The 15,199-nt window shown below is 64.9% G+C and carries 14 protein-coding genes; 3 read left to right on the top strand and 11 right to left on the bottom strand.

Features of this window, described 5'->3' with window-relative positions:
- Window positions 1-103: 103 nt before the first annotated feature.
- A complete protein-coding gene (locus RQ479_RS22155) occupies window positions 104-1,882 on the top strand; it encodes an NAD(P)-binding domain-containing protein (RefSeq protein WP_376702636.1) in 1,779 nt (592 codons plus the stop codon).
- A 59-nt stretch (window positions 1,883-1,941) separates the two neighbouring features.
- On the opposite strand, the gene RQ479_RS22150 is transcribed toward RQ479_RS22155, so the two are convergent.
- The 5 genes from RQ479_RS22150 to RQ479_RS22130 all read right to left on the bottom strand — a co-directional run bounded on the left by RQ479_RS22150 (window position 1,942) and on the right by RQ479_RS22130 (window position 5,006).
- Entirely contained in the window at window positions 1,942-2,262 is a 321-nt protein-coding gene (locus RQ479_RS22150) for a type II toxin-antitoxin system RelE/ParE family toxin (protein ID WP_376702635.1), read from the bottom strand.
- Entirely contained in the window at window positions 2,259-2,549 is a 291-nt protein-coding gene (locus tag RQ479_RS22145; protein ID WP_376702634.1) for a type II toxin-antitoxin system ParD family antitoxin, read from the bottom strand. Before RQ479_RS22145 ends, RQ479_RS22150 begins: the two co-directional genes overlap by 4 nt.
- A 56-nt stretch (window positions 2,550-2,605) precedes the next feature.
- A complete protein-coding gene (locus tag RQ479_RS22140; protein ID WP_376702633.1) occupies window positions 2,606-3,841 on the bottom strand; it encodes an amidohydrolase/deacetylase family metallohydrolase in 1,236 nt (411 codons plus the stop codon).
- 22 nt (window positions 3,842-3,863) lie between these two features.
- Entirely contained in the window at window positions 3,864-4,229 is a 366-nt protein-coding gene (locus RQ479_RS22135) for a RidA family protein (RefSeq protein WP_254817935.1), read from the bottom strand.
- Window positions 4,230-4,577: 348 nt separating this feature from the next.
- Complete coding sequence (locus tag RQ479_RS22130; RefSeq protein ID WP_352665263.1) at window positions 4,578-5,006, bottom strand: Lrp/AsnC family transcriptional regulator; 429 nt, start codon at window positions 5,004-5,006, stop codon at window positions 4,578-4,580.
- 123 nt (window positions 5,007-5,129) lie between these two features.
- Here RQ479_RS22130 and RQ479_RS22125 point away from each other — a divergent pair, with 123 nt between their 5' ends.
- Entirely contained in the window at window positions 5,130-6,233 is a 1,104-nt protein-coding gene (locus tag RQ479_RS22125; protein WP_376702632.1) for a saccharopine dehydrogenase C-terminal domain-containing protein, read from the top strand.
- Window positions 6,234-6,401: 168 nt separating this feature from the next.
- Here the strand turns inward: RQ479_RS22125 and lpdA are convergent, their stop codons facing one another.
- The 4 genes from lpdA to RQ479_RS22105 form a co-directional block, all read right to left on the bottom strand.
- Window positions 6,402-7,796, bottom strand: a complete 1,395-nt coding sequence (gene lpdA, locus RQ479_RS22120; RefSeq protein ID WP_376705993.1) for a dihydrolipoyl dehydrogenase — start codon at window positions 7,794-7,796, stop codon at window positions 6,402-6,404.
- A gap of 239 nt (window positions 7,797-8,035) precedes the next feature.
- The gene (locus RQ479_RS22115; protein WP_376702631.1) at window positions 8,036-9,412 is read right to left on the bottom strand and encodes a dihydrolipoamide acetyltransferase family protein; all 1,377 of its coding nucleotides are present in this window, start codon (window positions 9,410-9,412) and stop codon (window positions 8,036-8,038) included.
- A gap of 10 nt (window positions 9,413-9,422) precedes the next feature.
- Window positions 9,423-10,436, bottom strand: a complete 1,014-nt coding sequence (locus RQ479_RS22110) for an alpha-ketoacid dehydrogenase subunit beta (protein ID WP_376702630.1) — start codon at window positions 10,434-10,436, stop codon at window positions 9,423-9,425.
- A gap of 2 nt (window positions 10,437-10,438) precedes the next feature.
- Window positions 10,439-11,671 (bottom strand): 3-methyl-2-oxobutanoate dehydrogenase (2-methylpropanoyl-transferring) subunit alpha, encoded by a 1,233-nt coding sequence (locus tag RQ479_RS22105; RefSeq protein WP_376702629.1) that lies wholly within the window; start codon window positions 11,669-11,671, stop codon window positions 10,439-10,441.
- A 429-nt stretch (window positions 11,672-12,100) separates the two neighbouring features.
- Here RQ479_RS22105 and holA point away from each other — a divergent pair, with 429 nt between their 5' ends.
- The gene (holA, locus tag RQ479_RS22100; protein WP_376702628.1) at window positions 12,101-13,144 is read left to right on the top strand and encodes a DNA polymerase III subunit delta; all 1,044 of its coding nucleotides are present in this window, start codon (window positions 12,101-12,103) and stop codon (window positions 13,142-13,144) included.
- 313 nt (window positions 13,145-13,457) lie between these two features.
- On the opposite strand, the gene RQ479_RS22095 is transcribed toward holA, so the two are convergent.
- Both RQ479_RS22095 and RQ479_RS22090 read right to left on the bottom strand, forming a co-directional pair.
- Window positions 13,458-14,339, bottom strand: a complete 882-nt coding sequence (locus RQ479_RS22095; RefSeq protein ID WP_292659678.1) for a ParB/RepB/Spo0J family partition protein — start codon at window positions 14,337-14,339, stop codon at window positions 13,458-13,460.
- Between the two features lie 40 nt (window positions 14,340-14,379).
- Window positions 14,380-15,180, bottom strand: coding sequence for a ParA family protein (locus RQ479_RS22090; protein WP_352913096.1), 801 nt, complete (start codon window positions 15,178-15,180; stop codon window positions 14,380-14,382).
- Window positions 15,181-15,199 lie beyond the last annotated feature (19 nt).

Here is a 15,199-nt window from a genome sequence, read left to right as displayed (position 1 = left end):
TAGCTTCCGGACCGTTTGCGCTGCCCTCACCCTCTCCCGCAAAGAACCGGGACAGGGTAAGAATGAGGGCAGCGCCACCGTCTCTGGAAGTTAGGGAAGACAGATGCTCGACATCGCACCATCGAAACAGGCTGCCACCTGGCTCGGTTCCTTTGCCAGGGCGCTCGAAGCGGGCGACGTCAAGGCCGCAATCAACCTGTTCGTCGAGGACTGCTACTGGCGCGATCTTTTGACCTTCACCTGGAACATCAAGACGATGGAAGGCCGCGCCGCGATCCGCGACATGCTGACGGCGACGCTGGCAACCACGAAGCCTGCCCAGTGGCAGCTCAGCGGCGAAGCGACTTCGGACGAAGGCACCATCGAAGCCTGGTTTTCTTTCGAGACGTCATCGGCATGGGGGCAAGGCATCATGCGCCTCAGGGACGGCAAATGCCGGACGCTGTTTACGGCAATGAGCGATCTCAAGGGGTTTGAGGAGCGCAAGGGCCCGGCGCGGCCTCTGGGCGTCCGCCACAAGGCCGATCCGGAGCGCGAAACCTGGCTGGAGGCGAGGCGCCGCGAGGCGCGTGACCTCGGCGTTAGCCGGCAGCCCTATTGCCTGGTCATCGGCGGCGGCCAGGGCGGCATCATGCTGGGGGCGCGGCTCAGGCAATTGGGCGTGCCGGCCATTGTCATCGAGAAGAACGCCCGGGCCGGCGATTCCTGGCGCAATCGCTACCGCTCGCTCGTGCTGCACGACCCGGTCTGGTACGATCACCTGCCCTACATCCCGTTTCCCGAGAACTGGCCGGTGTTCACGCCCAAGGACAAGATGGGCGACTGGCTGGAGATGTATACGCGCGTCATGGAGCTCAACTACTGGACCTCCACGACATGCGTGAGCGCCTCCTACGACGAGACCGAAAAGGTCTGGACGGTCGAGCTCGACCGCGCCGGCGAGCGCATCACACTGAACCCGAAGCACATCGTCTTTGCAACCGGCGCCTATGGCCCGCCCAGGCCGATCGACCTGCCGGGTGCCGAGGTCTTCCAGGGCGAGATCCTGCATTCCAGCCAGTATTCCAGCGGCGAAAAATTCCGCGGCAAAAAGGTCGCCGTTATCGGCGCGGCAAGTTCCGGCCATGACGTCGGCGTCGACCTCTGGGAGAGCGGCGCCGAGGTGACGATGGTCCAGCGCTCGCCGACGACGGTGGTCAAGTCGGACACGCTGATGGAGATCGGTTTCGAGATATTCTCGGAAAAGGCCCTGGCCCGCGGCATCACCACTGAGAAGGCCGACATGATCGTCGCCTCGACGCCGTTCGCGTTGCTGCCGCAAGGCCAGCGGGCGCTTTACGACATCATCAAAGCGCGCGACGCGGCCTTCTACGATCGCTTGCGCGGCGCCGGCTTCGCCATCGATTTCGGCGACGACGAGACTGGGCTCCTGATGAAGGCCTACCGCACCGGCTCGGGCTTCTACATCGACGTCGGCGCCTGCGACCTGATCATCGACGGCGAGATCGGCATCCGCAGCGGCGTCGGGATCAAGTCGCTGACGCCGACAGGCATCCTCTTCGACGACGGCACCGAACTGGCAGCCGACGCGATCATCGCCTGCACCGGCTATCTCTCGATGAACGAGACAGTGGCGGCGATCGTTTCGCGCGAAGTCGCCGACAAGGTCGGGCCGTGCTGGGGGATTGGCTCGGGCGTGAAAGGCGACCCGGGTCCGTGGCAAGGCGAATTGCGCAACATGTGGAAGCCGACGGCGCAGGAAGCGCTGTGGTTCCACGGCGGCAATCTGGCGCTGTCGCGCTTCTACTCGAAGTACGTCGCGCTGCAGATCAAGGCGAGGATGGAAGGCATTACGACGCCGGTTTATGGAGCCCCGGGGTGATAGGCCGAGCTATCCGTTCCAGTGGAGGATGGTCGCGGCCCGGCCCAGCCGCTTGCAACTCACCGTTGGCGCTGTTCTTCCTCTTCCTCCGACAGGTCAAGCGTACGGCCTGCGTAGAGAATACGCAGGATCACCACCCTGCTCCCGACGATCTCGAATGCGATTGTCGCCCGCCGTCGCCAGCCCACGGTACGCAGTCCAGGCGCGATATCGTCGTGGCGCGTACCGCGTTCGGGGAAGGTCTCGAAGCTGAGGCAATAATCGATGATCCGGTTGACAAACCGCAGCGCGGTGGCGGCGCCGGCCTTGGGCGCAAGTTCCGCCGCCAGCTCGGCAATATCCCGTTCGGCTGCAGCATGAAACCTGACCTCATATTTCATGTCCCGGAGCGGGATTTGGCAGTGACGGCATCGGTACGGTTGGACAGGTTCTTGCGCAACTGGTCCGCGGTCAACAGACGTTCAGGATGTGCGCGTGCATCCTCGAGGGTCGGGGCGACCTCTTCGCGCAGCCAACGCTCGATGGCCGCATCGCGGGCAGCCAAAGTCCGCAGGCCGTCACGGATGACCTCGCTTTCGGTGGCATACTCGCCCGATGAGACTTTGTCCTTCACCATCTGCGCCATGTCGAGCGGCAGGGTGATGGTCAGAGGTTGAGTGGTTCGCATGGTCGTCTCCTCGTTGCCCCTTCATAATATGGGATATGACTTAATCATACGCCACCTCAATCGTGGCTACGCCCGAAATGCCGGCTCGCCACCTCGACATGCGTGTCGTGCGCATGCGCTTCGAAGCGTTCGGTCTCGCCGAGATCGTCCACCGCCTTGTTCGGCCACCACGTGCCGCCGACCACGATGCCGTCCGAGACCAGCCTTTGCTCGGCGACCAGCGAGGCGCCGACCGAATCGACAAAGGTGAAGCGCCCCGTGCGCAGCCGCAGCACCGCGATGTCGCCGACCGCACCAACCGCAAGCCTGCCGAGATCGGGCCTGGCGATCGCTTTGGCCGGCCGCTGTGTCGCGGCGCGCAGCACTTCGACCAGCGGCATGCCGAGCGCCAGCAGCTTCGACATGCAAACCAGAATGTCGAAGGCCGGCCCGTCGACGCAGTAGAGATGCACGTCGCTGCTGATCACGTCCGGCGCCAGACCTTCGCTCAGCATCGCTTTGGCCACCTCGAAATCGAACGAGCCCATGCCGTGGCCGATATCGAAGATGACGCCGCGCTCGCGCGCCAGCCGCATATCTGGCCGCACCGCCCCCGAGGCGAAGACCGGCGCGTTGGGAAACGGCCGGAAGCAATGGGTGAGAATGTCGCCCTTGCGCAGCCGCGGCAGCACTTCCGAGCGGCCGGGCGGCGGCTCGTCTATATGCGCCATCAGCGGCAGGCCGGCTTTGTCGGCGGCCTCGAGCGCGAGATCGACCGGCGCGATGCCGCTGGTGCCGCCGGCATGGCGACCCGAGCGAACCTTGACGCCGACAACCACGTCCGCGTGCTCGCGCGCCGCCGCTACCGTTTCGCGCGGTTCGCAGAGCCTGAGATCGCTGCATTCGCCGACCGCCACAGTCTGCGAAAAGCCGAAAATGCCGGCAAACGAAATGTTGACATAGGCCAGGATGCGGACTTTCGAGCGCTCGATGACGTGGCGGCGAAAGCCGAGGAAATTGCCGGCGCCGGCACTTCCAGCATCGATGAAGGTGGTGGTGCCGCTTTTTGCGGCGAGCCGGTCGGCATCGACGCCGAGCGAGGTGCCGCCCCAATAGACGTGACTGTGCAGGTCGATCAGGCCCGGCGCGACGATGGAGCCCGTGGCGTCGATGACGTGGGCGGCACGTTCGAAGGGGATTTCGGCGTCGATCGCGGCGATACGGCCGTCGGCAATCGCCAGATCGCGTTGCGCGTCGAGGCCGGATGCCGGATCGATGAGGCGGCCGCCTTTTATCAGCAGATCGAATTGCATCGCGCCTGTCTCCGCTTTCCTGTCAGGCTGGCCTGTAGGCAACTGCCTCGACCTCGATCTTGATGTCGATCATCAGCCGCGACTCCACCGTCGTGCGCGCCGGCGGGTCTTTCGGGAAATGCCTGGCATAGACGGTGTTGAAAATGCCGAAATCGCGGGCGTCCTCGAGCCAGACCGTCGTCTTGACCACGTCGTCGAGCGTGCAGCCGGCCAGCGCCAGTGCTGCCTTTACGTTCGACAGCACCTGTTCGGTCTGTTCGGCGATGCCGCCCTTGACCACCAGCCCGTCGCTGCCGACCGGCACCTGGCCTGAGACATAGACGAAGTCGCCGGCCCTGACCGCCGGCGACAACGGCACATGGGATTTTCCAAAACACTGCTTGGGCAAGGGGGCCTCCTCTAGAACTCTTTGCGTGACCGCCCTTATGCCTGCCACAGCGATTTTCATCCAGCGCTTTGCTACAGGAGTGTCAGCTTAGTCACCACGCTCGGTGATTCTTCGCGCCCCCTCTGTCCTGCCGGACATCTCCCCCACAAGAGGGAGATTGGCCATCATCACTGATTTCGCCAACCACCAACCTTGCAAGAGGGGCGCTGTCAGCGAAGCTGCCGATCTCCCCCCAAGTGGGGGAGATGTCCGGCAGGACAGAGGGGGGCGCTGTCCCTCCGGCGCGTAAAAAGGTTCTGCACAGCAGCGGCACGTCGACTAGGAGCGCTAGGTACTATGCTCCACCGCTCAGCGGTCGATCCGCGTCGACAGGATGATCGACGACGACGTCCGCTCGACCCCGTCCATGGCGCCGATCTGGTCGAGGAGCGTGTCGAGATCCCTGATCGACGGCGCCTCGACGATGACGATCATGTCGAAATTGCCGCTGACCGAGTGCAGCGTGCGAACCGGTGCCAGCGCCTGCAGGCTGCGCACCACCTTGTCGGCAAGCTTGGGGGTGACGGTGAGCAGGACATGCGCCCTGACCAGTCCCTGTTCGTAGTCCGGTGAAAGCCGGACGCCATAGCCGGCAATGATGCCGCGCTGTTCCAACCGCTCGATCCGACTTTGCACCGTCGTTCGTGAGACGCCGAGCCGCCGCGCCAGTTCGGCCGTCGAGGCGCGCGCATTGATGCGCAGTAGAGAAAGCAGAGCCTGGTCGGCATCGCTAAGCATTTCGACGAACCTTACCGGCATATTGCGCAAGAAGAGACTGCGTTTCGTACAATCCCACGCTTCCTTTCGACAGGCAAGCTGCGATTCTAGCCGTCAATTTAACGTTGGTGCGAGGGACCGGTCATGAAGGAAATCATCGTCGTCGGCGCCGGCAAGATCGGCTCGACCATTGCCGAGATGCTGGCTTCCACGGGCAACTACCATATCACGCTCGTCGACCGCTCGGCGGCGCAGCTTGGCGCGGCCGAACTGCCTGAAACGGTCGAGACGCTGGAACTCGACATCGAGGCCGCCGGCACCCTCGAAGCGGCCCTGGCCGGCAAGTTCGCCGTGCTCAGCGCCGCGCCCTTCCATCTGACCACGCGCATCGCCGAAGCGGCGGCCAGCGCCGGCGTGCATTATCTCGATCTGACAGAGGATGTCGTCAGCACCAGGCGGGTCAAGGAGCTGGCGCGCTCCGGCAACAGCGCCTTCATTCCGCAATGCGGGCTGGCGCCGGGCTTCATCTCGATCGTTGCCAACGATCTCGCCAGCCGCTTCGACACGCTGGAAAGCGTGCGCATGCGGGTCGGCGCGCTGCCGCAATACCCGTCGAATGCGCTGAACTACAATCTGACCTGGAGCACCGACGGCGTCATCAACGAATATTGCGAGCCTTGTGAGGCGATCGTCGAAGGCGAGCTGGTCGAAGTGCCGCCGCTGGAGGAGCGCGAGGAGTTCTCGCTTGACGGCGTGACCTACGAAGCGTTCAACACCTCGGGCGGGCTGGGCACGCTGGCCGAAACGCTGAAAGGCAAGGTGCGCACGCTGAACTACCGCACCATCCGCTATCCCGGCCATGCCGCGATCATGAAGGCGCTGCTCAACGATCTCGGCCTGCGCCACCGCCGTGACGTGCTGAAGGACATCTTTGAAAGCGCCCTGCCGGCGACGCTGCAGGACGTGGTTATCGTCTTCGTCACCGTCAGCGGCCGCAAGAACGGCCGCCTGCTGCAGGAGACCTACGCCAACAAGATCTACGCCAGGCGCGTCGGCGATACGGTGCGCAGTGCCATCCAGGTCACCACCGCCTCCGCCATCTGCGCGGTGCTCGACATGCTCGCCGACGGCACCTTGCCGGCAAGAGGTTTCATCAAGCAGGAGGACATCGCGCTCGACGCGTTCCTGGCCAACCGCTTCGGCCGCGCCTATGCGCAGCACGAGATGGTTAGCCGGCTTGCGGGGTGAGCTGCGTAGTCTCCCCCCTTGAGGGGGAGATGTCGCCGAAGGCGACAGAGGGGGTCGCCTCGCGTAAAGCGCTAAACCTCCTCTGTCGCAAGGGAGGTCGCATCCAGTCGAACCGCCCCCCTCTGGCCTGCCGGCCATCTCCCCCTCAAGGGGGGAGATCACCTGCCCTCAGACATGCAGCGCATGCCCCAGCGCCTTCAGCGCCGCTTCCTGAAAACCCTCGCCCTGTGTCGGGTGGGCATGGATGGTGCCGGCGATATCCTCCAGCGTCGCGCCCATCTCCAGCGCCAGCCCAAACGCGGTCGACAATTCCGACACGCCCTGGCCGACTGCCTGGATGCCGAGCACCAGATGGTTGTCGGCGCGGGCAACGACCCGGACGAAGCCGTCCTCGCCCAACTTCGTCATCGCCCGGCCATTGGCGGTGAAGGGAAACAGTCCGACCTTGATCTCGCCACGGGCCTTGGCCTCCTCCGGCGACAGGCCCGCGGTGACCAGCTCCGGATCGGTGAAACAGACAGCCGGGATCGCTCGTCTGTCCCAGCTGCGCCTATGGCCGGCGACGATCTCGGCGACCATTTCACCCTGCGCCATCGCCCGGTGCGCCAGCATCGGCTCGCCGGTGACGTCGCCAATGGCAAAGATACCGCGCATCGAGCTGCGGCACTGGTCGTCGATGCGGATGAAGGGTCCGGCCATGTCGAGGTCGATCTGCTCCAACCCCCAGCCTTCGGTCACCGGCTTCCGACCGACCGTGACCAGGACCTTGTCGGCAGCAATCTTGCCGTTCTTGCCGCCATTCGTCTCGACCAGCAGCGCGTCGCGCTTGGTGGACAGCCCCTTGGCCTTGGCGTTCACGAGCACCTCGATGCCGAGTTCGGCCAGCCGCTTCACCACCGGCCGGGTCAGTTCCGCATCGTATTGCGCCAGCACGCGCGGCAAGGCCTCGACCACGGTCACCTTGGCGCCCAGCTTGGCAAAGGCGATGCCGAGTTCCAGCCCGATATAGCCGCCGCCGACCACCGCCAGCCTCTCCGGAACTTCGCTCAGCGCCAGCGCCTCGGTCGACGAAATGACCGGCCCACCGAACGGCAGCGATGGCAGTTCGACCGGCGCCGAGCCGGTCGCGATCACCACCGTTTCGGCGCGGATCACCTGCACGCCGATCTCGGTCTCGACGGCAACGGTCTTGCCGTCGCGAAATGTCGCCCAGCCATGCACCGTCTTCACGCCAGCTTTCTTCAGCAGGCCGGCAACACCGTTGTTCAGCCGGCTAACGATGCCGTCTTTCCAGGCAATGGTCGCGGCGAGATCAAGCGATGGTGTTGCGACCGCTATCCCGAGCGGGCTTTTGCCACCGGCCATGTGCGAGAGCTTCTCGAACTCCTCGGCCGCGTGGATCAGCGCCTTGGACGGGATGCAGCCGACATTGAGGCAAGTGCCGCCGGGCTTGCCGGCCTCGACGATCACCGTGTCGATGCCAAGCTGCCCGGCACGGATGGCGCAGACATAGCCGCCCGGACCGGCGCCGATGACCAGCAGCTTGCAGGAGATTTCCTTCATCATGTCGCTCTAGCTCCTCGGCAAGCTGGAGGGACAGCACCCCCCTCTGCCCTGCCGGGCATCTCCCCCACAATGGGGGAGATTGGCTGCCTTCCCGGCCTTCGCCAATCTCCAATGGCGCAGGAGTAAGCGGGGCGTCGAAGCTGCTGATCTCCCCCCTTGCGGGGGAGATGCCCGGTAGGGCAGAGGGGGGTGGGAAGGATCGCTACTGTTCTCATTCTGCGCTGCTGCCCATTACCTCAATCCACAAAAATCAGCGCTGGCGTTTCCAGCAACGCCTTGATCCGTTGAATGAACACCGCCGCGTCCCAGCCGTCGACGACGCGGTGGTCGAAGCTGGAGGACAGGTTCATCATCTTGCGCGGGATGAACTGGGTGCCGTCCCATACCGGCCGCACCATCATCTTGTTGACGCCGATGATCGCCACTTCCGGATGATTGATCACCGGCGTCGTCGCAACGCCGCCCATGGCGCCGAGTGAAGTGATGGTGATGGTCGAGCCGGAAAGCTCGTCGCGCGTCGCCGTGCCGGATTTTGCCGCCTCGGCCAGCCTGACAACCTCGGCCGCACAGTCCCAGATGTCGCGCGCCTCGGCGTGCTTGACCACCGGCACCATCAGCCCCGAAGCCGTCTGCGCGGCGATGCCGATATGGACGCCGCCATGCTGGTGGACGATGCCGGCTTCGTCGTCGAACAGCGCGTTGACATTGGGCTGGTCGGCGATTGCCTTGACCATCGCCCGCATCAGGAACGGCAGCAGCGTCAGCTTCGGCCGGTCCGCGCCCGGCCGCTTCTCCTTGTTGAGCGCGGCGCGCAGATCCTCGAGCGCGGTGACGTCGATCTCCTCGACATAGGTGATGTGCGGGATGCGCGACTTGGCCAGCGTCATCTTCTCGGCGATCTTTCGCCTGAGCCCGACTATCTTGATGTCCTCGACCGCCTCGTTGCGGGCCAGGCCAGGGGCCTTCGCGAGCTGCGGTCCGCGTGCCAGGAACGCTTCGATGTCCTCGTGCTGGATGCGGCCGGCCGGGCCGGTTCCCGGGATCTGCCGAAGGTCGATGCCGGCCTCTTTCGCCCTGAGGCGGACGGCCGGCGAGGCCAGTGGCTTTTCGCCCTCGGGGCGCGGCGCTCCGGAGGTCGGCGCAGTACCCCCACCCCTAACCGCTCCCCGCAAGGGGGAGGGGGATTCTGTCCGCGCCACACCTGCGTTCCCGTTTCTTGGAGCAAGCTCAGGCGAGAGCGAGGGGGGCGGGGCATCGGCTTTGGCGGCCGTGACGCGTCCCCCTCCCCCTTGTGGGGAGGGGTCAGGGGTGGGGGTACTCTTGGCGCCGGCCTCAACGGCCTGCGCCGCCGCATCCTTCACGTTACCCTCGCCCGCCACCTTCAGCCTGACGATCGGCGAGCCGATCGCCACCGTGTCGCCGATCTCGGCACCCAGCCAAAGGATCTCGCCATCGACGGGCGAAGGAATTTCGACCGTCGCCTTGTCGGTCATGACAGCGGCAAGCACGGCATCCTCGCGCACGAGATCGCCGACCTTGACCTGCCATTCGACGAGCTCGGCCTCGGCGACGCCTTCGCCGACATCGGGCAGCTTGATGACATATTCGCCCATCGTTCCCCCTTCAGGCTTCCATCGTTTCGACGAGCGCGCGGCCTAGCCGGGCAGGACCGGGAAAATAGTCCCACTCCTGCGCATGCGGATAGGGCGTGTCCCAGCCGGTGACCCGCGTCACAGGCGCTTCCAGATGGTAGAAGCAGTTCTCCTGCACCAGCGCCGAAAGTTCGGCGCCGAAGCCGGATGTTAGCGTCGCCTCATGCACGATCACGCAGCGCCCGGTCTTGTTGACCGAGGCGACGATCGTCTCGAGATCCAGCGGCAGCAGCGTCCTCAGATCGATGATCTCGGCATCGATGCCGGTCTCCTCGGCGGCCGCCTGGGCGACATAGACCATCGTGCCATAGGCAAGCACGGTGACCGCAGCGCCCGGCCGCCGGATCACCGCCTTGCCGAGCGGCACGGTGTAATGGCCATCGGCGACTTCGCCGAGCTCATGTTTCGACCATGGCGTTACCGGCCGCTCGTGATGACCATCGAAGGGGCCGTTGTAGAGCCGCTTCGGTTCCAGGAAGATCACCGGGTCGGGATCCTCGATCGCCGCGATCAGCAGGCCCTTGGCGTCGTGCGGATTGGACGGAACCACGACTTTCAGCCCAGAGACGTGGGTGAACAGCGCCTCCGGGCTCTGGCTGTGGGTCTGGCCGCCGAAGATACCGCCGCCGGTCGGCATTCTCACGACCATCGGGCAGGTGAAATCACCGTTCGATCGATAGCGCAGCCGCGCCGCTTCCGAGACGATCTGGTCATAGGCCGGATAAACATAGTCGGCAAACTGCACCTCGACGCAAGGCTTCAGCCCGTAGGCCGCCATGCCGATCGCCGCGCCGACAATCCCGGATTCGCTGATCGGCGCATCGAAGCAGCGGCTCTTGCCGTATTTCGCCTGCAGGCCTTGCGTGCAGCGGAAAACGCCGCCGAAGAAACCGACATCCTCGCCGAACACGATGACGCGTTCATCGCGCGCCATCGACACGTCCATGGCGTCGCGGATCGCCTCGATCATGGTCCGCCGCGGCATGGTCAGACCCCGGCCTGTTGGCGCTGGCGCCGGAGATGCGGCGGCATCTCGGCATAGACGCCCTCGAACATGTCGCGGGCCGAGGGCTTGCCGCCGGCATGCAGCGTGCCATGGCGCTCGGCCTCCCGCTGCGCCGAAATCACCGTGTCGAGGATTTCCGCCTCGGCCTGGGCGTGGCGTTCATCCGACCAGACGCCGCGCTGGATGAGATGGTTCTTCAGCCTGACGATCGGGTCGCCGAGCGGCCAGGCATCGGACTCTGCCTTCGGCCGGTAAGCGGACGGGTCGTCGGAGCTCGAATGGGCGCCGACGCGGTAGGTGACGTATTCGATCAGCGTCGGCCCGAGATTGCTGCGCGCCCGTTCCGCGGCCCATTTGGCCACCGCGTGGACGGCGAGATAGTCGTTGCCGTCGACGCGCAGCGACGGAATGCCGAAGCCGAGCCCGCGCGCGGCGAACGTGCCGGAGCCGCCGCGGGCGATGCCCTGGAACGTCGAAATCGCCCACTGGTTGTTGACGACATTGAGCACGACCGGCGCCTTGTAGGTCGAGGCGAAGACCAGCGCCGAATGGAAGTCGGACTCGGCGGTCGAGCCGTCGCCGATCCAGGCGGCGGCGATCTTTGAATCGTTGCTGATTGCCGAGGCCATCGCCCAGCCGACCGCCTGGATATACTGCGTCGCCAGATTGCCGGAGATCGAGAAGAAGCCGTGCTCCTTCGACGAATACATGATCGGCAATTGCCGCCCTTTCAGCGGATCGGCCTCGTTCGAATAGATCTGGTTCATCATCGTGACCATCGGGTAGCCGTCGGCGATGAGCAGGCCGGCCTGCCGATAGGTCGGAAAATTCATGTCGCCCCGCGACAGCGCCTTGCGGAAGGCGCAGCTCACCGCCTCTTCGCCGAGATGCTGCATGTAGAAGGAGGTCTTGCCCTGGCGCTGCGCCATCTGCATGCGCGCATCGAAGCTGCGCAGCGTCACCATATGACGTAGCCCCTCCAGCAGCTCTTCATCGGAAAGCAGGCCGGCCCATGGCCCGACGGCCTCGCCAGCGCGGTTCAGCACGCGAATGATCGAGAACGCCAGATCGCGGATGGTACGCGGATCGACGTCGATCTCGGGACGCGGCACTGAGCCAGCTTTTGGAATGCTCACATTGGAGAAATCCGGCGTCCCGCCCGGCCGCACTTCCGGTTCCGGAACATGGAAGCGCAGCATTCCGGCATCGGCCATGATCTCGGTCCTCCACTGTTGCCCGGCCAAGATATTTGCACACCGCCAGACCAGTGCCAATTCGTCGGGCGAGGCTTGTCTGCCGCTGGCTACTGTCCGCGGCAGACAAGATGGAGATATGTCGGCGAAATTTCTTGTCGATCTTCCGCAGCAGCGCGCAATTTGGGGAAAGGTCGCGCCGGGTTTCTCGCCAGATAAGGCAATGCGTCGGGTTGGGCGGCGCGAGCACCTCCTTCTCCCCTTGTGGAAGAAGGTGGCCGAGCGAAGCTCGGTCGGATGAGGGGTGTTCCAGCTTGGCAAGGACAGCACTCCGGCCAACACCCCTCAACCGTCTTGGCGCTACGCGCCAATCCACCTTCTCCCATAAGGGGAGAAGGAAAGGAGGGCGGCACCGTTCACCCCGCGCCCGCGTCATGCTAATCAGCGCCCATGGCACAGAAGAAAGCATACGAGGTCGATGCATGGCTCGCGAAGCCGGATCCGCGCGTCTCGATCGTGCTGCTTTACGGTCCCGATCGCGGGCTGGTTGCCGAGCGGGCAAAGGCCTTTGCCGGCAAGACCGGCCTGCCGCTTGACGATCCGTTCTCAGTGGTCAGGCTGGACGGTTCGGAGGTCGATCGCGACGAGGGCCGCCTGCTCGACGAGGCCCGCACCGTGCCGATGTTTTCGGAGCGGCGCCTGCTTTGGGTGCGCAATGCCGGCGCCCAGAAGGCGCTTGCCGACGACGTCAAGGCGCTGACCGCCGAGCCGCCGCGCGACGCGATCATCCTCATCGAGGCCGGCGACCTGAAGAAGGGCGTCGGCCTGCGCGCCGTCGTGGAGGCGGCCGACAATGCCATGGCATTGCCTTGCTATGCCGATGAAGCCAGGGATATCGATACGGTCATCGACGACGAATTGCGCAAGGCCGGCATGTCGATGACACTGGAGGCGCGGCAGGCGCTACGCCGCAATCTCGGCGGCGACCGGCTGGCCTCGCGCGGCGAGATCGAAAAGCTGGTGCTTTATGCGCATGGCCAGCCCGAAATCGGCCTCGACGACGTCAAGGCGACGTCTGGCGATGTCTCCGGCCTCTCCTTCGATGCGGCGGTCGACGCCCTGCTCGAAGGCAGGATCGCCGACTTCGACACCGCCTTTACCCGCCATTGCCAGTCCGGCGGCCAGCCCTTCCTGGTGCTTTCATCGGCGATGCGGCAGCTGCAGACGATCCAGGCGATGCGTGGCCAGATGGACGCCGGCGGCCGCAATGCCGCTTCGGTCGTTGCCGCGGCGCGCCCGCCGGTTTTTTTCTCGCGGCGCAAGCTGGTGGAGAAAGCCATCGAACGGTGGAGCAGCGAAGCGCTCGGCCGCGCACTCAACCGCCTGCAGACGGCGGTCCTGCAGACCCGCCGGCGGCCGGATCTGTCGATCGCGCTGGCACGCCAGGCGCTGCTCGGCATTGCCGTGGAGAGCGCAAGGCTGGCGCAGCGGTAAGCGCGCTCGAGCAGATGGTGGCTTCAACTCAGTCGGACACGACCAATCATTGAGGCTGGCGCCGCGCCTCATTGCCCTGCCGAGCATTTCTCCCCTAGGGGAGAAAGAAGCCGGCCGCAACGCCGGCACCCTTCTTGCAACGCTGGTGATGGGCGAAAGCGTCGATGACAGTGCCCCTCTCCCCGTCCCTATACGGGAGAGGATGCCGGCAGGCAGGTGAGGGGCGGCGCCGACACCCCGAACAGGAGTGAATTCTTGTCGGAGCAGCAGCAGCCGATTCACGAGTAGTTTGCCGGCTAAGGTACCGGGTCCACTACTCCCGCTTCAGCCTTCGGCAAAGCTCGTCGAGCTGCTCCAGCGTGCGATAGGCGACGCTGATCACGCCGCCGCGCTGGTTGTGCTCGATCGTGACGATCATGCCGATAGTATTGGTCATCAGCTTTTCCAGCGCCAGCGTGTCGGCATCCTTTTGCGGCGGTGCTGCGGGCTGGCGCTTTGCCGCCGGCGCGCCGACCGGCATCTGCGCCAAAGCTTCGGCCTGGCGCACCGAAAGCCCCTCGTCGATGATCCGCTTGGCAAGCCCGGCCGGGTCGTCGGCCGTCACCAGGGTGCGGGCATGGCCGGCCGAGAGCGCGCCGTCGACCAGCATGTCGCGAATGACGTCGGGCAGCTTGAGCAGTCTCAGTGTATTGGCGACATGGCTGCGGCTCTTGCCGATCACCTGGCCGAGATCGGCCTGCGTATAGCCGTGGTCGTCGATCAGCTGCTGGTAGCCCAATGCTTCCTCGACCGGGTTGAGGTCGGTGCGCTGGACGTTTTCGATGATCGCCAGCTCTAGCGCCGTGCGATCGTTGACGTCGCGTACGATGATCGGGATTTCGGTCAGCCCGGCGCGTTGCGCCGCGCGCCAACGACGCTCGCCGGCGATGATCTCGTAGCGGCCCGACTGCGTTTTCGATGGCCGCGCCACCACCGGCTGCACCACGCCATGTTCGCGGATCGACTGGGCGAGGTCGGTCAGGTCGGCGTCACCAAAATGCCGGCGCGGGTTTTTCGGATTGGGGCTGAGAAACTCGATCGGCACCTTGCCGTCGGCCGCCAGCCCGGGCTTTTCCGGAGCCGCCGGGCGATCGATTTCGCCGATCAGCGCCGCCAGTCCCCGTCCCAGTCTTTTTCTCGAAGGGTCTTCGTTCATCGTCAGTCCAGATCGTTTCGGTGTCGAATCAGCTTATCGTTCAGGCGGCCCGCAATTTGCGCTCGCGACGGATCACTTCCGAAGCAAGCTGCAGATAGGCCTGGCTGCCCGAGCATTTGAGGTCGTAGAGAATCGCCGGCTTGCCATAGGACGGCGCCTCGGAAACACGGACATTGCGCGGGATGACGGTCTGGTAGACCTTGTCGCCCATATGCGCCCGGACATCCTGCACCACCTGGTTGGCGAGATTGTTGCGCCCGTCGAACATGGTCAGCACGATGCCCTGGATCGTCAGGTCGGGGTTGATCGAACGGCGCACCTGCTCGACCGTCTCCAAAAGCTGGCTCAGGCCCTCCAGCGCGAAAAACTCGCACTGCAGCGGCACCAGCACCGAATCTGCCGCAGCCATCGAATTCAGTGTCAACAGGTTGAGCGAGGGCGGGCAGTCGATCAGCACATAGCCGAATTTGGCCGAGCGCTCGGCCGAAGCCCGCAGCGCGTTGCGCAGCCGCAGAACCCGATCCGGCGCCGAGGCGATTTCCATCTCGATGCCGAGCAGGTCGAGCGTCGACGGCACGATCGACAGGCCTGGAACCGCCGTCGGGATCGCGGCTGCTTCGAGATCGAGCTCGCCGGTCAGCACATCATAGGAGGATACGGTGCGGTCGCGCCGGTCGATGCCAAGCCCGGTGCTGGCATTGCCCTGCGGGTCGAGATCGACGATCAGCACCTGTTCGCCTATGGCTGCCAGCGCGGTGGCCAGATTGATGGCGGTTGTCGTCTTGCCGACGCCGCCCTTCTGGTTGGCGACGGTGATGATTCGGGGGCCGTTCTTCATCATGAGTCTATGCCAGAAATTC

The organism is Mesorhizobium sp. ISC25, assembly GCF_042295465.1.
Classification (GTDB): Bacteria; Pseudomonadota; Alphaproteobacteria; order Rhizobiales; family Rhizobiaceae; genus Mesorhizobium.
Note: the sequence above shows the minus strand (reverse complement) of the source record. Positions and strands in the feature narration are given on the sequence as shown.